Annotated in this window: 11 protein-coding genes; 2 read left to right on the top strand and 9 right to left on the bottom strand. The window is 73.8% G+C overall.

The window, feature by feature from the left end; genetic code table 11:
* Positions 1-120: 120 nt before the first annotated feature.
* The 6 genes from HZS56_RS05475 to hrcA form a co-directional block, all read right to left on the bottom strand.
* Positions 121-3,318 (bottom strand): S41 family peptidase, encoded by a 3,198-nt coding sequence (locus HZS56_RS05475; protein WP_216719541.1) that lies wholly within the window; start codon positions 3,316-3,318, stop codon positions 121-123.
* Between the two features lie 101 nt (positions 3,319-3,419).
* Positions 3,420-4,004, bottom strand: coding sequence for a hypothetical protein (locus HZS56_RS05470; protein WP_216719540.1), 585 nt, complete (start codon positions 4,002-4,004; stop codon positions 3,420-3,422).
* A gap of 93 nt (positions 4,005-4,097) precedes the next feature.
* On the bottom strand, positions 4,098-4,847 hold the full coding sequence (locus HZS56_RS05465) for a 16S rRNA (uracil(1498)-N(3))-methyltransferase (protein ID WP_216719539.1): 750 nt from the start codon (positions 4,845-4,847) through the stop codon (positions 4,098-4,100).
* Positions 4,844-5,938 carry a nitronate monooxygenase gene (locus HZS56_RS05460; protein WP_216719538.1) on the bottom strand — a complete coding sequence of 365 codons (1,095 nt, stop codon included), beginning with the start codon at positions 5,936-5,938 and terminating at the stop codon, positions 4,844-4,846. The genes HZS56_RS05465 and HZS56_RS05460 overlap by 4 nt, the downstream gene beginning before the upstream one ends.
* Before the next feature lie 109 nt (positions 5,939-6,047).
* Positions 6,048-7,187, bottom strand: coding sequence for a molecular chaperone DnaJ (dnaJ, locus tag HZS56_RS05455; RefSeq protein ID WP_216719537.1), 1,140 nt, complete (start codon positions 7,185-7,187; stop codon positions 6,048-6,050).
* Positions 7,188-8,204, bottom strand: a complete 1,017-nt coding sequence (hrcA, locus tag HZS56_RS05450) for a heat-inducible transcriptional repressor HrcA (RefSeq protein WP_216719536.1) — start codon at positions 8,202-8,204, stop codon at positions 7,188-7,190.
* A 202-nt stretch (positions 8,205-8,406) separates the two neighbouring features.
* On the opposite strand from hrcA, the gene HZS56_RS05445 reads away from it, so the two are divergent.
* On the top strand, positions 8,407-9,141 hold the full coding sequence (locus tag HZS56_RS05445; RefSeq protein WP_216719535.1) for an MBL fold metallo-hydrolase: 735 nt from the start codon (positions 8,407-8,409) through the stop codon (positions 9,139-9,141).
* 68 nt (positions 9,142-9,209) lie between these two features.
* On the top strand, positions 9,210-10,028 hold the full coding sequence (locus HZS56_RS05440) for a DUF3097 domain-containing protein (RefSeq protein ID WP_216719534.1): 819 nt from the start codon (positions 9,210-9,212) through the stop codon (positions 10,026-10,028).
* A gap of 148 nt (positions 10,029-10,176) precedes the next feature.
* Here the strand turns inward: HZS56_RS05440 and hemW are convergent, their stop codons facing one another.
* The 3 genes from hemW to HZS56_RS05425 all read right to left on the bottom strand — a co-directional run bounded on the left by hemW (position 10,177) and on the right by HZS56_RS05425 (position 15,864).
* The gene (gene hemW / locus HZS56_RS05435) at positions 10,177-11,409 is read right to left on the bottom strand and encodes a radical SAM family heme chaperone HemW (RefSeq protein ID WP_216719533.1); all 1,233 of its coding nucleotides are present in this window, start codon (positions 11,407-11,409) and stop codon (positions 10,177-10,179) included.
* Positions 11,410-11,481: 72 nt separating this feature from the next.
* Positions 11,482-13,644 (bottom strand): ATP-binding SpoIIE family protein phosphatase, encoded by a 2,163-nt coding sequence (locus HZS56_RS05430; RefSeq protein ID WP_216719532.1) that lies wholly within the window; start codon positions 13,642-13,644, stop codon positions 11,482-11,484.
* Between the two features lie 342 nt (positions 13,645-13,986).
* Positions 13,987-15,864, bottom strand: a complete 1,878-nt coding sequence (locus tag HZS56_RS05425) for an AMP-dependent synthetase/ligase (RefSeq protein ID WP_216719531.1) — start codon at positions 15,862-15,864, stop codon at positions 13,987-13,989.
* Positions 15,865-15,960 lie beyond the last annotated feature (96 nt).

The following is a 15,960-nucleotide window of genomic DNA, read 5'->3' as shown; positions in this document are numbered from 1 at the left end:
GCGGCCCCGCCGCTCCGGAGCGCACCGCAGCCGCGGGCAGTCGTGCCGCCCCGGGGGCAACTCCCAGGCCCTTGGGGCACTTGGGAGAGGCACGGCTGCCCGCGGCTGAGCGGCCGCAGGCTACGGCAGGCTCGGCGGGGTCTTCGCCGGGGTTTCCTCCAGGGCCGCCAGGGCCAGCGCGATCGCCTCGTCCAGTTGCGGGTCGCGGCCCGCCGCGTGGTCCTGGGGGCGCTGGGGGACCTCCACGTCCGGGTCGACGCCGTGGTTCTCCACTCCCCAGCCGTAACCCTCCAGCCAGAACGCGTACTTCGGCTGCGTGATCAGTGTGCCGTCGACCAGCCGGTAGCGGCTGTCGATGCCGATGACGCCGCCCCAGGTGCGCACGCCGACGACCGGTCCGATCCCGAGTGCCTTGATGGCGGCGTTGACGATGTCGCCGTCCGAGCCGGAGAACTCGTTGGCGACGGCGACGACCGGCCCGCGGGGCGCGTCCAGCGGGTAGCTGGACGGCCGCATGCCGCGCGGCAGGTCCCAGCCGACGATGCGCCGGGCCAGCTTCTCCACGACCAGCTGGGAGGTGTGACCGCCGCGGTTCTCGCGCACGTCGACGACCAGGCCCTCGCGGGCCACCTCGACGCGCAGGTCGCGGTGGATCTGGGCCCAGCCGGGCGCCTGCATGTCGGGGACGTGCAGGTAGCCGAGCCTGCCGCCGGACTTCTCGTGGACGTAGGCGCGGCGGTCGGCGACCCAGGCGTGGTAGCGCAGCGGCTCCTCGTCGGCGAGCGGGACGACGACGGCGTGCCGCACCTCTCCCCCGCCGGACGGGGAGATGGTCAGCTCCACCGGCTTGCCCGCCGTGCCGACGAGCAGCGGCCCCGGCCCGGTGACCGGGTCGACGGCCTGTCCGGCGACCGCGACGATCGCGTCGCCGGCGCGCACGGCGACACCGGGCGCGGCGAGCGGGGAGCGGGCGTCGGGGTCGGAGGTCTCGGAGGGCAGCACGCGGTCGATGTGCCAGGCGCCGTCCTCGTGGCGGGAGAGGTCGGCGCCGAGCAGGCCCTGCCGGGCGCCGGAGCCGTGGCCGCCGCGCGGGGTGACGTAGGCGTGCGAGGTGCCGAGTTCGCCGTGCACCTCCCACAGGAGGTCGACCAGGTCGTCGTGGGTGGCGACGCGGTCGAGGACGGGCCGGTAGCGGTCCAGGACGGCGTCCCAGTCGACGCCGTTCATGTCGGCCCGCCAGTAGTGGTCCCGCATGATGCGGCCGGTCTCGTCGAACATCTGCCGCCACTCGGCGGCCGGTTCGACGGTCTGCCGGATCCGCCCCAGGTCGACGGTGATGTTGGTGTCGCTGTCCTCGTCGCCGGAGGCCCGCCGGTCGCTGGGTACGACCTTGAGCCGTCCGTCGGTCCACAGCAGCACCCGCTTGCCGTCGCCGCTGACCTCGAAGTGGTCGGCGTCGCCCCCGAGGTGCTCGACGCGCTGCTGGGCGAGGTCGTAGCGCTCCAGCTCGGTGTTGGGGTCGGGGTCCTCCGGGTTGGCGCGGGAGGCTCCGAGGACGCCGGTGAGCGGGTGGCGCAGCCACAGCACGCCGTCCTTGGCCGCGCGCAGCCCGGAGTAGCGGGCGGCCTCCACCGGGAACGGCACGATGCGGTCGGCGAGGCCCTCGATGTCGATCCGGGTGGTGGGGGTGCCCTCGCTGTCGGGGGTCTCCTCGCGGTCCGGCGTCTCGAAGGGACGCCCGTGGCGCTGCGGCCCGAAGGGCGAGGGGGTGGTCGCGGCGAGGGTGATCAGGTAGGGGCGGGCGCCCTCGACGAAGGCGAGGTCGAAGACGTGCTCGTCGTAGACCGGGTCGAAGGAACGGGCGGAGAGGAAGGCGAGGTGCTTGCCGTCCAGGGTGAAGGCGGGCGCGTAGTCCCTGAAGCGCAGCGGTGTCGCCTCGCTCACCGACAGGTCGGTGGTGTTGGCGAGTTTGAGCTGGCGCAGCGGGTCGGGTCCGGGGTGGGACCAGGCGAGCCAGGCGGAGTCGGGCGAGAAGACCAGGCCGGAGGCGTCGCCGTTCTCGCTGCGGTCGACCTCGCGGACCTCGCCGGTCTCGCGCTCCACGAGCAGGACCCGTCCGTCGTGCGAGGCGACGGCGGCCCGGCTGCCGTCGGGGGCCACGGCGAGGTTCAGCACCCGGCCGAGCTGTCCGGCGGCCAGCCGCCGCGCGGTGGCGCCGGGCGCGAGGCCGGTGGCGGGCGCGAACTCCAGGGCGTCGTCGCCCTCGGCGTCCGTCACCCACACCACCCACTCCTCGCCCTCGGCGCGGAAGGTGCGCGGCAGCCGGGTGCGGACGCCGGGGGTCGCCGCGAGGGCGCGGGCGGGTCCCGAGCGGTGGGTGACCCAGTGCACGCCGCCGCGTACGGCGACGGCGCTGCCGCGCGCGGTGTGGTCGGGGGACGCGGACCCGAACCAGCGGGCGGCGTTGACGGGGTACGGCTGGAGGTCGACGCGGGCGCCGCCGAGCCGGATGTCGAGCCGGCGGGGCTCGGCGCCGTCGAGGTCGTCCAGCGTCCACAGTTCACCGGCGGACGCGTAGACGACACGGGTGCCGTCGGTCGTGGCGTGGCGGGCGTAGAAGCCCTCGAGGGGAGTGTGGCGGCGCAGGTCGGAGCCGTCGGCGAGGGAGGAGTAGAGGGCGCCGGTGCCCTCGTGGTCGGAGAGGAACGCGATCCGGTCGCCGACCCAGAAGGGGTACTCGATGTTGCCGTCGAGGTCCGCGTGCAGGCGTACGAACTCGCCGTCGTCCTCGCGGTCGATCCACAACTTGCCCGCGGTGCCGCCCCGGTAGCGCTTCCACCAGGCGGCCTCGCGGCCCATGGGCGCGGAGAGCAGCACGGTGTGCGTGCCCTGGGCGACGTCGCCGACGGGGCCGTAGGGCAGGGTGGTGGCCGGTCCGCCGTCGAGCGGGACGGCACGGGCCCAGCTGCGGCGCAGGCTGGCCTGGCCTTGGGTGCTGAGGGCGAGGACGCGGCCGTCGGCGGTCCAGCCGCGTACCTGGGTCCGGTTGCTGCCCCAGTGGGTGAGGCGCTTGGCGGGGCCGCCGTCGACGGGAGCGACGTGCACCTCGGGGGCGCCGTCGCGGGTGGAGGTCCAGGCGACCGCGGTGCCGTCGGGCGAGATGCGCGGGTGGTTCACCGGCACGTTGTCGGCGCTGACCCGCCAGGCCCGGCCGCCGTCGAGCGGGGCGAGCCACACGTCGTCCTCGGCGGTGAAGGCGACCAACTCGCCGTGCGGGTGCGGAAAACGGAGATAGGCAGGCGCTACGGGCTGTGTCACCCCCTCACCCTATGCAGGGGCGCCGCCCGCCGACAGAGGTTTGGATCACTTACCGGCCACCGGCCACCGGCCACCGGTGGCCGGTGCACGACGGCCGCGCGCTACTTGCCCTCCACCGGACGGCAGTGCGGGTCGTCCGGGCACCAGATGGTGCGGGTGACGGTCACGGTGGGCCCGGGCCGCTGCGGTGAGGGGCGGTCGGCGGGCGGGGTGCCGGCCGTATCGCAGTTGCCCAGTCCGTCGACGTGGAAGACCTGTTTGCCGCCCACCTCGGCGGTGAGGTCGCCGCGTACGCAGGCGCCGTTGACGACGCGGGTGACCTTGCCGTGGACGGTGATGTCCTTGTCGTCGTCGGTCTTGCCCTCGCAGTCGACGGTGACGAGGGTCTTCTCCGCACCGGCCGGGGCGGTGGCGCGTGCACCCGTGCCACTGCCACCGTCGCTGTCGCTCTTGTCGCCGTCGCCCTCGCCGTCGCCGTCGCCGTCGCCGTCGCGGGAGGCGGTGCAGGTGAGCCACCGCACCTGTGTCTGCTGCCGGTCCAGTTCGCGGGTCGCGGTCTGGTCGGTCGTGTACGACACCGTGGCCGTACCGATCCCGCCCGGCTCGCACGCGGCGAGTCCGCCGACGGCGACGGCCGCGCCGACGGCCACCGGTGCGGTGCGCAGGATCCGCCTCAATGCCCCCATGGACGGCAGCGTGCCACCGGTGCGCGGCGGACGAAAGGGCGCATACGGCCACTCCTCACCACCCCCGGGCAGCGCGCGGGCCGTCGGGCGCCGTCAGGACCAGCGGCCGGTGCGGGTCAGCAGTGCGGCGGTGGCCGCGGTGCCCGCGGTGGAGGTGCGCAGGACGCTGCGGCCCAGGCGGTAGGGGCGGGCACCGGCCTCGGCGAAGAGCGCCAACTCGTCCGGGGACACGCCCCCTTCGGGACCGACGACCAGCACGATGTCGCCGGAGGCGGGGAGTTGGGCCGTGGACAGCGGGGCGTCGCCGCTCTCGTGGAGGACGGCGGCGAAGTCGGCGTCGGCGAGAAGTGAGGCAACCTGTTTGCTCGTCGCCGCGTCCGCGACGTCGGGGAAGCGGACCCGGCGGGACTGCTTGCCGGCCTCCCGGGCCGTGGCCCGCCACTTGCCGAGTGCCTTGAGGCCGCGTTCGCCCTTCCACTGGGTGATGCACCGGGACGCCGCCCACGGCACGATCGCGTCCACACCGACCTCGGTCATCGTCTCGACGGCCAGCTCGCCCCGGTCGCCCTTGGGCAGGGCCTGGACGACGGTGATGCGGGGCTGCCCGGGCGGCTCCTCGTGGACCTGGTCCAGCTCCGCGACGACGAGGCGGTCCTTGCCCTCGGCGGCCTTCACCACGCCCTCGGCCCAGTGCCCGCGCCCGTCGGTGAGGACCACGTCCTCTCCGGCGCGCAGCCGCTTGACGGAGACGGCGTGCCGCCCCTCGGGGCCGTCGACGACGTACTCCCCGCCGGGCAGGTCCCGGGGGGTGAGGGAGCCGACCACGAACACCGGTGCCGTCATCGGCCGGCGCCCCCCGTCGTGTAGGTCGCGTAGCCCGACAACGCCGTCCCGGCGGCGGCGAGTTCGGCCACCAGCACCTCGACCAGCTGTCCGGCGGGCAGCTCCCGGGCCATCCGGTGGCCCTGTCCCGCCCAGAGGGCCATGCCCTGCGCGTCGCCCGCCTTCGCCGCCGCCTTGCGCAACGGCGAGGTGAGGTGGTGGACGTCGGGGTACGCGGCGGGCGCGTAGGGCCCGTGCTCGCGCAGGAAGCGGTTGACCAGGCCGCGGGCGGGGCGGCCGGAGAAGGCGCGGGTCAGTTCGGTGCGGACGAACAGCGGGTTGGTCAGCGCCTGTTTGTGCACGGCGTGCGCGCCCGACTCGGGGGTGGCGAGGAAGGCCGTGCCGAGCTGGGCCGCGCTCGCTCCGGCGGCGAGGACGGAGGCGATCTGGCCGCCGCGCATGATGCCGCCCGCGGCGACGATCGGCAGGCTCACCGTCTCCCGTACCTGGGCGACCAGCGACAGCAGTCCGGTGCCGGATCCGCCGGTCTCCGCGCTGTCGCGGTGGGTGCCCTGGTGTCCGCCGGCCTCGGCGCCCTGCGCGATCACCGCGTCGGCGCCGGACTGCTCGACGGCCCGGGCCTCCTCCGCCGTGGTCGCGGCGACCAGGGCGAAGGTGCCGACGCGGTGCAGGGAGTCGACGACCTCGGGGCTCGGGACGCCGAAGTGGAAGGAGACCACCGGCACCGGGTCGTCGAGGAGTACGGCGAGCTTGGCGTCGTAGCCGTCGTCCCGGCCGCTGTCGGGGTCGCCCAGTTCCGTCTCGTACCAGGCGGCCTCGCCGGCCAGCTGGTGGGCGTAGACGCCGACGGCGGCGGGGTCGGCCGTCTCCGGCTGCGGCAGGAAGAGGTTGACGCCGAAGGAACGGGAGGTGAGGCTCCGCAGCTGTTTGATCTCCTGGTACATCCCGTCGGCGGTCTTGTAGCCGGCGGCGAGGAAGCCCAGCCCGCCCGCCTCGCAGACCGCGGCGGCGAGCGGCGGCACGGAGACGCCTCCCGCCATCGGCGCCTGCACGATCGGGTAGGGGAAGAGATCGGTCAGTGCGGAGGACATGACCGCATGGTGTCACGTCCTCCACACCCGTCCGAATCCGGGCTTCCGTTGGCATACGCCAGAGTCATCCGCATCCCGGGGGACGCGGCCTCCGCCGGCCGGCCGCCGGTCAGCGCCCGTTGAAGGCGTCCTTCAGGCGGGAGAAGAGCCCCTGCTGCCCCGGCTGGAACTGGCCCGTCGGCCGTTCCTCGCCGCGCTGCTGGGCCAGTTCGCGCAGGAGGCGTTCCTGTTCGGGGTCGAGCTTGGTGGGCGTGGTGACCTCGACGTGGACGATGAGGTCGCCGCGGCCGCCGCCGCGCAGGTGGGTGATGCCCCGGCCGTGCAGCGGGATCGACTGGCCGGACTGGGTGCCCGGCCGGATGTCGACCTCCTCCATGCCGTCGAGGGTCTCCAGCGGCACCTTCGTGCCGAGGGCCGCCGCCGTCATCGGGATGGTGACCGTGCAGTGCAGGTCGTCGCCGCGGCGCTGGAAGGTCGAGTGGGGCAGTTCGTGGATCTCGACGTACAGGTCGCCGGCGGGGCCGCCGCCGGGGCCGACCTCGCCCTCGCCCGCGAGCTGGATCCGGGTGCCGTTGTCGACACCGGCCGGGATCTTCACGGTCAGGGTGCGCCGCGAGCGGATCCGGCCGTCGCCCGCGCACTCCGGGCACGGGGTCGGGACGACGGTGCCGAAGCCCTGGCACTGCGGGCAGGGCCGGGAGGTCATGACCTGGCCCAGGAAGGAGCGGGTGACCTGGGAGACCTCACCGCGGCCGCGGCACATGTCGCAGGTCTGGGCAGAGGTGCCGGGCGCCGCGCCCTCGCCGTTGCAGGTGTTGCAGACGACGGCCGTGTCGACCTGGATGTCCTTGGTCGTGCCGAAGGCCGCCTCGTCCAGCTCGACCTCGATGCGGATCATCGCGTCCTGGCCGCGGCGGGTGCGCGAGCGCGGCCCGCGCTGCGACGCCGTACCGAAGAACGCGTCCATGATGTCCGAGAAGTTCCCGAAGCCGCCCGCGCCGAAGCCGCCCGCACCGCCGCCGCCGGCGGCCTGCGAGAGGGGGTCGCCGCCGAGGTCGTAGACCTGCTTCTTCTGCGGGTCCGACAGCACCTCGTAGGCGGCGTTGATCTCCTTGAACCGCTCCTGGGTCTTCGGATCGGGGTTGACGTCCGGGTGCAGCTCGCGGGCGAGCCTCCGGAACGCCTTCTTGATCTCGTCCTGGGACGCGTCGCGGCGTACGCCGAGTACGGCGTAGTAGTCCGTGGCCACCTACGACTCCGCCAGGATCTGTCCGACGTACCGTGCCACTGCGCGTACCGCTCCCATCGTTCCCGGGTAGTCCATGCGGGTCGGTCCGACCACGCCGAGCTTGGCAACCGCCTCGCCGCCCGAACCGTAACCGACCGACACGACGGACGTTGAGTTGAGTCCTTCGTGGGCGTTCTCGTGACCGATCCGTACGGTCACGCCCGGATCCTTCGCCTCGCCGAGGAGCTTGAGGAGCACGACCTGCTCCTCCAGCGCCTCCAGCACCGGCCGGATCACCAAGGGGAAGTCGTGCCCGAAGCGGGTCAGATTGGCGGTGCCGCCGATCATCAACCGCTCCTCGTTCTCCTCGACCAGCGTCTCCAGGAGAGTGGAGAGCACGGTGGAGACCGTACCGCGATCCTCGGCCTCGAAGGCCTCGGGCAGTTCCTCGACCAGACCCGGCACGTCCGTGAAACGGCGCCCGGCGACACGGCTGTTGAGCCGTGCGCGCAGGTCGGCGAGGGCGGCCTCGCCGAACGGTGCCGGACAGTCGACCATCCGCTGCTCGACCCGGCCGGTGTCCGTGATCAGCACGAGCATCAGGCGGGCGGGCGCGAGGGCCAGCAGCTCCACGTGCCGCACGGTCGAGCGGGTCAGCGAGGGGTACTGCACGACGGCGACCTGCCGGGTGAGCTGCGCGAGCAGCCGCACCGTGCGGGCCACGACGTCGTCGAGGTCGACGGCGCCCTCCAGGAAGTTCTGGATGGCGCGCCGCTCGGGCGCGGTCATGGGCTTGACGCCGGCCAGCTTGTCGACGAAGAGCCGGTAGCCCTTGTCCGTCGGGATGCGCCCGGCACTGGTGTGCGGCTGGGCGATGAAGCCCTCGTCCTCCAGGGCCGCCATGTCGTTGCGCACGGTGGCCGGCGAGACGCCGAGGTTGTGCCGCTCGGTGAGGGCCTTGGAGCCGACGGGCTCCTCGGTGCCGACGTAGTCCTGGACGATGGCGCGCAGCACCTCGAGCCTGCGTTCACTGAGCATCGCGCGCACCTCCCGGAGTCGTCCGCCCGTGTCCTGCTGTTTCGTCTGTCCTGCCGTTTTGTCCTGGCACTCATGGTGTGCGAGTGCCAGACTTCCCCGGCCCAGTGTACGGCCGTGGGGTACGCCCACGGCAAGGCCGGTCGCGGTACCGCGCCGCCGCGCCCGGGGACCCCGGGATGCCCGGGCCGATAGCGTCGTCCTCATGAATGGGGCGTGGGAAGAGGCGGGCTGGGAGCGGCTGGCTGCCGGGGTGGGCCGGTGCCGGCTGCCGGGCTGGGACTGCACGGCCGGTCTGGTCGTCGGCGCGGGGGCGGCGCTGATGGTCGACGCGGGCTCCGACCTGGGCGAGGGCGCCCGGTTGCGTGCGGGGGCGCAGCGGCTCGCGGGGCACCGTGTGACACATCTCGCGCTGACCCACCCGCACTTCGACCACGTCTTCGGCGCCGCGGCGTTCGCGGGCGCCCGGGTGTACGGGGCGGTGGGCACGGACGCGTTGTTCGCGGCGGGCGGACACGGGCGGGAGGCGCTGCGGGCGGACGCGGTGGCGGAGGGGCTGGACGCGGGGCGCGCGGAGGAGGCGGCCGACGCGCTCGTGCGGGTCCCGCACGAGGTGAGCGGCGAGTGGACGCTCGACCTGGGCGGCGGCCGGCAGGTCCTGCTCGCGAACGTGGGCCCCGGGCACACCGGACACGACCTCGCGGTGCTGGTGCCGGGCAAGGTGGAGGTCGTCTTCTGCGGGGACCTGGTCGAGGAGTCCGGTGAGCCGCAGGCGGGCCCCGACGCCGTGCCGTCGCGCTGGCCCGCTGCCCTGGACCGGCTGCTGGAGCTGGGCGGGCCCGACGCACGGTACGTCCCCGGTCACGGAGCGGTGGTGGACGCGGCCTTCGTCCGGGCCCAACGGGACGCGCTGGCCGCCCGTTTCAGCGTGTCGCGTTGATCGGCGTGTCGCACTGATCGGCGTGTCGCGCTGATCAGCGGGCGCGCGTTCCTCGTATCGTCGGCAGAATGCGCCAGTACTCCGCCGACCTGACCCCTCCGTGGAAGAAGCCGCAGCCCGTACCCGAGGTACCGGCCGATCCCGGCCTGGTCGTCGAGGAGCCCGGCACCGGCTTCTGCGGCGCGGTGATCGGTTGCGAGGCGGGCACGGTGACCCTGGAGGACCGCTTCGGCAAGCACCGGGTGTTCCCGATGGAGCCGCGCGGCTTCCTGCTGGAGGGGCGTGTGGTGACGCTGGTGCGGCCGTCGTCCTCCTCCGGCCCGGCGCGGCCGTCCCGTACGGCGTCCGGTTCCGTCGCCGTCCCGGGCGCCCGCGCACGGGTCGCGCGCGCCGGGCGCATCTATGTCGAGGGGCGGCACGACGCCGAGCTGGTCGAGAAGGTCTGGGGCGACGACCTGCGCGTGGAGGGCGTGGTCGTGGAGTACCTGGGCGGCGTGGACGACCTGCCGTCGATCGTCGCCGACTTCGCGCCGGGACCGGACGCGCGGCTGGGCGTCCTGGTGGACCACCTGGTGCCGGGGTCGAAGGAGTCGCGGATCGCGGAGTCGGTGACGAGCGAGCACGCGCTGGTGGTCGGCCACCCGTACATCGACATCTGGGAGGCCGTGAAACCGGCGTCCCTCGGCATCGAGGGCTGGCCACGGGTGCCGCACGGCCAGGACTGGAAGACGGGGGTGTGCCGGGCGCTGGGCTGGCCGCCGGAGAACACCGGCGCGGTGTGGCAGGCGATCCTGGCGCGGGTCAACTCCTACAAGGACCTGGAGCCGGCGCTCCTTGGACGGGTCGAGGAACTGATCGACTTCGTCACGGGTAGCGGTGGGGCCTGACGCCGGTGAAGGTGGTGAGGTCGCTGGTGTCGAGTTCGGTGCCCAGAGCCTCCAGCGGTAGCTGCTGCTCGTTCACGTATGCAGACTACGGACCGGCGCCGGAGTGAACCCCCGTCCGACACCGATTCACTCCCCCCCCCCCGAGTGATCAGTCCACGAGGTCCCGCACCACCGCGTCCGCCAGGAGCCGTCCGCGGAGAGTGAGCACCGCGCGGCCGTCGTCGTACGGTGCCTGCTGGAGGAGGCCGTCGGACAGAGCACGGCGGGACGCCGCGAGGCCGTCCTCGCGGAGGAGCGAGAGCGGGACGCCCTCGCGCAGGCGCAGTTCCAGCAGGATGCGCTCCACACGGCGGTCCTCGTCGTCAAGGATCTCCCGCCCGGCGCCCGGCGACTTCCCCGCCGCCAGCGCTCCCGCGTACGCGCCGGGGTGCTTCACGTTCCACCAGCGCACGCCGCCCACGTGGGAGTGCGCGCCCGGGCCCGCGCCCCACCAGTCGGCCCCCCGCCAGTACAGCTCGTTGTGCAGGCAGCGGCCCGCGTCGGAGGTGGCCCAGTTGGACACCTCGTACCAGTCGAAGCCCGCCGCGGACAGGGTCTCTTCGGTGATCAGGTAGCGGTCGGCGTGGACGTCGTCGTCGGTCATGGGGACCTCGCCGCGCCGGATGCGCCGGGCGAGCTGCGTGCCCTCCTCGACGATCAGCGCGTACGCCGACACGTGGTCGGGTCCGGCGCCGAGCGCGGCGTCCAGCGAGGCGCGCCAGTCGTCGTCGGACTCGCCGGGGGTGCCGTAGATCAGGTCGAGGTTGACGTGGTCGAAGCCGGCCGCGCGGGCCTCGGCGACGCAGGCCTCGGGACGGCCGGGGGTGTGGGTGCGGTCCAGGACACGCAGGACGTGCTGCTTGGCGCTCTGCATGCCGAAGGAGATCCGGTTGAAGCCGCCCTCGCGGAGGGTGGCGAGGTAGGCCGGGTCGACGGACTCCGGGTTGGCCTCCGTGGTGATCTCCGCGTCGGGGGCGAGGCCGAACTCGTCGCGGATCGCGCCCAGCATCCGTACCAGGTCACCCGCGTCCAGCAGGGTCGGCGTACCGCCGCCGACGAAGACGGTGCGGACCTCGCGCGGGTCGTCGCCGAGCACCTTGCGGGCCAGGCGGACCTCGTCGGCGACGGTCTCCGCGTAGTTGTCGCGGGAGGCGAGGACACCGCCGGTGCCGCGCAGCTCGGTGGCGGTGTAGGTGTTGAAGTCGCAGTAGCCGCAGCGGGTCGCGCAGTAGGGCACGTGCAGGTAGAAGCCGAGGGGCCGGTCGGCGGCCCCGGCGAGCGCGGACGCGGGCAGGGCACCGTCGGCGGGGACGGGCTCGCCGTCGGGGAGTGCGGAGGGCATGCGTTCCATTGTCCCGTACGGCCACTGCTGCTCGGCTGTCGGCGTTCTCGGCCTCTCTCAGCCTTTCTCGGCCTACTCGGCCTGCAGTACCAGCAGCGCCAGGTCGTCCTCCGGGGGCCGGGGGCCGAACTCGTGCACCAGGCGCCTGATGCGCTCGGCGACCAGGTCGGCGTCCAGGCCCGCGCACCCGGAGAGCGCCGCGGCCAGCCCGTCGCCGTCGTCGAACTGGAGGGAGCCGCTGCGCCGCTCCGTGACCCCGTCGGTGACGCACAGCAGGGTGTCGCCGGAGCGCAGCTCGAAGGTGTCACTGACGTACGTCGCGCCCTCGACGACGCCGAGCAGGGTCTGCGGGGCCGCGACCGCCCGGACGGCGCCGTCGGGTCCGAGGAGCAGCGGCAGCGGGTGCCCGGCGGAGGCGAGGGTGCAGCGGACGCCGCCGTCGAAGGGGGCCAGCTCGCCGTAGAGCAGGGAGAGGAAGCGGGTCTGCGGGCCGTCGCCCGGGGCAAGCGGCGGGCCGCCCGCGACGACCAGTGCACGGGCGGCGGCGTCCGCGGCCTCCGTGGCGTCGTCGAGGAGGAGCTGGTTGAGGCGGTCCAGGACGTCGGGGACGCCGTACTCCTCGCGGGCCAGCAGCCGCAGCCAGGGCCGGGCGAGCCCGATGACGACGGCGGCCTCGGGGCCCTTGCCCTGGACGTCGCCGACGGCGAAGCACCAGCGGCCCTCGCCGGCCGGGAAGAGGTCGTAGAAGTCGCCGCTGGGGCCGCCCTTGTCGCACGGTTCGTAGACGAGGGCACTGCTCACGCCGGGGATCACGGCGACGGCACCGGGGAGCAGGCCGCGCTGGAGAACGGCGCTGATGGTGGCCTGCCGGGCGTACTGACGGGCGGTGCCGAGGGCGAGCGCCACCCGGCGGCTGAGGTCTCCGACCAGGCCGGTGATCTCGTCGGGGAAGCCGGAGGAGACGGGGGGATCGAGGGTGCCGGGGGAGCTGGTGGTGCTGATGGTGGCGGAGGTGCTGATGGTGGCGCTTGGGGTGTCGGGGGCGCCGGTGGTGTCCGCCCGGCCGATGACCAGGGTGCCGAGTGGGCGGCCGTCGGCGACCAGGCGGTAGGCGAGCGCGACGCCGCGGGTGCCGTCAGAGCCGAGCGCGTCGCCGGGCCAGGGGTGGTCGACGGGGCCGGAGCGCCACGGGTCGCGCGATCGGGGCGGGTCCTTCTCCAGGGCCAGGCGCAGCTCGTCGAGGTGGCCCTCCCCCGCGTACCGCACACGCGCCAGCCGGGCGCCGACGGCCGCGCCCGGGTCGCCGCTCCAGGCGCCCCGGCCCAGCGACTCGTCCTCCAGCCACACGCCGCACCAGTCGGCGAGCCGGGGCACGATCAGCTGTCCGGCGAGGGAGGCGACCCGTTCCTCGTCCAGCTCTCCGGCCAGGAGGCCGGAGGCCTCGGCGAGGAAGGACAGGGCGTCGCGGCCCAGCCACTCGCGGTCGCGCGGGGAGCGGTGGGCCCCCTCCCCGGCCACCGCTCCGCTCCCTGCGGGCGCACGGTCAGTGCCGTCGGGGCGTTCGACGCCCTCCGCCCCGCCGGGCAGCGCACCGTGGTGGACCGTTTCGGCATATGCGCCCGCATGCTTCGCGGTTCCGGACGGCTCTGCCTCAGCCGCGTCACCGGCCCGGGCTGCCGCCCCGGCGGCCCCGGCACCCGCCCCGGTGCCGTCGGCGGCCTCCGTGCCCCCTGCCGGCAGGCGCGCCCACACCGTCTTGGCGCCCGGCCGGAAGGTGATCCCCCAGGACTCCGAGAGCGCGGCGACGAGCGGCAGCCCGCGCCCGTACTCGGCAGGCTCCTGCGGCGTCTCGTGGTCGCCGCCCGTCGGCGTGCGGGAAGGGCGGTGGTCGGTGGCCTCGATGACGAGTGCGCCGGTCTCCTCCACCCGGCAGCCGACCTCGACGTCGGTACCGGCGTGCACGACCGCGTTGGTGACCAGCTCGCTGACGACGACGAGGGCGTCGCCGGCCCGGTGCTCGGTCAGCCGTTCCGTGCCGGGCAGGCCCAGCTCGGTCCAGTCTGCGAGGGCGTCCCGCACCATCGCGCGGGCGGCGCCCGGTGCGAGGGAGCTGCCCAGCAGGGTCACGTGCGCCCGCGCGCACTCCCGGGCGGACGGATCGGCGGATGCCTCGGCGTGCGCGGGCGCCGTGCTGGCGCGGAAGGCGGTCTCCCGCTGCGTCGGAATGGCCCCCATGGACGCTCCCTGGGCAGTTCGTGCGACGTACTCGCAGTCGATGCCGACAGAGTGACAGACAGGCCCTTGTCCCAAGCGCGGAGTTACCGAAGTGGGCCGTCATGAGGGAGAACCGTGGTAGGTGACTGCCCGAACCCGGCCGGAGCACGGGCGAATTCGAGCATTTCACCCCACGGACCGCGAGGCCCACGGACGGCGACGCCCGCGGTCCGGGCTGCCCCACCCCGCGCGCCGCGTACACCGGTAGCGCGCGGCGGGGCCTTCCGGGCCCCCGCGCCCCGGCCCCGTGCCGCCCCGGGCCCGGGGTGCGGGGGCTCGTGGCAGCACGGGCCCCTGGCCCGACTAGGCCTCGCGCGAACCCTCGTACATCTCCTCGATCAGGTTCTTGTACTCCCGTTCCACCACCGGCCGCTTCAGCTTGAGGCTCGGGGTGATCTCGCCGTGTTCGACGTCGAGGTCGCGGGGCAGCACGCGGAACTTCTTGATGGTCTGCCAGCGCTGGAGCCCTTCGTTGAGCTGCCGGACGTAGCCGTCGACCATGTCGACCGTCGCGGGCGCGGCGACGATCTCCGCGTACGGCCTGCCGCCCAGGCCGTTCTCCTCGGCCCACTCCGTGATCGCGATCTCGTCGAGGGCGATGAGCGCGGTGCAGAAGTTCCGGTCGGCGCCGTGGACCAGGATGTTGGAGACGTAGGGGCAGACGGCCTTGAACTGGCCCTCGACCTCGGCCGGTGCGATGTACTTGCCGCCGGACGTCTTGATGAGGTCCTTCTTGCGGTCCGTGATGCGCAGGTAGCCGTCGGGCGACAGCTCGCCGATGTCGCCGGTGTGGAACCAGCCGTCGGCCTCCAGGACCTCGGCGGTCTTCTCGGGCAGCTTGTGGTAGCCCGCCATGATGCCGGGGCTGCGCAGCAGGACCTCGCCGTCGTCCGCGATGCGCACCTCCGTGCCGGGGAGCGGCTTGCCGACGGTGCCGGTGCGGTAGGCCTCGCCGGGGTTGACGAAGGACGCGGCGGAGGACTCGGTGAGGCCGTAGCCCTCCAGGATGTGGATGCCGGCGCCGGCGAAGAAGTAGCCGATCTCGGGTGCGAGGGCCGCCGAGCCCGAGACGCAGGCGCGCAGGCGGCCGCCGAAGGCCTCCCTGATCTTGGCGTAGACGAGCCGGTCGGCGACGGCGTGCTTGGTGCGCAGGCCGGCGGGGGCGCTCGCGGTGCCCGTGCGCTTGAAGTTGTCCTGGGTGACCTTGGCGTACTCGCGGGCGATCCCGGCGGCCCACTGGAAGATCTTGTACTTCGCCCCGCCGCCCGCGCGGGCCTTGGCGGCGACGCCGTTGTAGACCTTCTCGAAGATGCGGGGCACGGCCGCCATGTAGGTCGGCTGCACGACCGGCAGATTCTCGATGATCTTGTCGACGCGGCCGTCGACGGCGGTGACGTGGCCGGCCTCGATCTGGCCGGAGGTGAGGACCTTGCCGAAGACATGGGCGAGCGGCAGCCACAGGTACTGCACGTCGTCCTTGGTGACGAGGCCGGTCGCGGCGATCGCCTTGGCCATGTAGGACCAGCAGTCGTGCGGGAGGCGGACGCCCTTGGGCCGGCCGGTGGTGCCGGAGGTGTAGATGAGGGTGGCGAGCTGGTCCTTGGTGAGCGCGCCGACCCGCTCCTTGATCAGCTGCGGGTCCTTCTCCAGCCGGGCCGCGCCCCGGCGCTCCAGCTCGTCGAGGGTGAGGACCCAGTCCTCGCCCGTGTCGGCACCGGCCGCGTCGATGACGACCACGTGGGTGAGATCGGGCAGCTCGGCCCGTTTCGCCTTCGCCTTGGCCAGCTGCGCGGCGTCCTCCGCGATCAGCACCCGGCTCTCGGAGTCGGAGAGGATGTACGCCGACTCGTCGGAGTTCGTCTGCGGGTAGACGGTGGTCGTCGCCGCGCCCGCGCACATGATGCCGAGGTCGGTGAGGATCCACTCCAGCCTCGTCGAGGAGGCCAGCGCCACCCGCTGTTCCGGCTGCACGCCCAGTTCGATCAGACCGGCCGCGATCGCGTAGACCCGCTCGGCGGCCTGCGCCCAGGTGAGCGACTTCCAGTCGTCGGGGCCCTCGCCCGTGGCCGGCGGCACCGGGTGGCGGTACGCCTCGGCGTCCGGCGTGGCCGCCACCCGCTCCAGGAAGAGTCCCGCCACGGAGGGCGGACGGTTCTCGATCAGTGTCTGTGTGTCGCTCACGACATCCTCCGGGCCCGCGACGGTGCGGCTGGCTCGTTGCGGCTGGCTCAGGTGTGGCTGGCTCAGGTGTGACTGGTTCACTCTCGGGCGGTGTTC

It is taken from the genome of Streptomyces mayonensis, assembly GCF_018982965.1.
Taxonomy (GTDB): Bacteria; Actinomycetota; Actinomycetes; order Streptomycetales; family Streptomycetaceae; genus Streptomyces; species Streptomyces mayonensis.
The sequence above is the reverse complement of the archived record's forward strand: the minus strand, read 5'-3'. Positions and strand labels throughout refer to the sequence as shown.

Excerpts from the sequence above, each read along its gene's own strand:
- HZS56_RS05465 (WP_216719539.1), bottom strand. The coding sequence starts at position 4,847 with ATGACGGCACCGGTGTTCGTGGTCGGCTCCCTCACCCCCCGGGACCTG.
- HZS56_RS05460 (WP_216719538.1), bottom strand. The coding sequence starts at position 5,938 with ATGTCCTCCGCACTGACCGATCTCTTCCCCTACCCGATCGTGCAGGCG.
- hemW (WP_216719533.1), bottom strand. The coding sequence starts at position 11,409 with ATGCCCTCCGCACTCCCCGACGGCGAGCCCGTCCCCGCCGACGGTGCC.
- HZS56_RS05445 (WP_216719535.1), top strand. The coding sequence starts at position 8,407 with ATGAATGGGGCGTGGGAAGAGGCGGGCTGGGAGCGGCTGGCTGCCGGG.
- hrcA (WP_216719536.1), bottom strand. The coding sequence starts at position 8,204 with ATGCTCAGTGAACGCAGGCTCGAGGTGCTGCGCGCCATCGTCCAGGAC.
- HZS56_RS05440 (WP_216719534.1), top strand. The coding sequence starts at position 9,210 with ATGCGCCAGTACTCCGCCGACCTGACCCCTCCGTGGAAGAAGCCGCAG.
- HZS56_RS05470 (WP_216719540.1), bottom strand. The coding sequence starts at position 4,004 with ATGGGGGCATTGAGGCGGATCCTGCGCACCGCACCGGTGGCCGTCGGC.
- HZS56_RS05430 (WP_216719532.1), bottom strand. The coding sequence starts at position 13,644 with ATGGGGGCCATTCCGACGCAGCGGGAGACCGCCTTCCGCGCCAGCACG.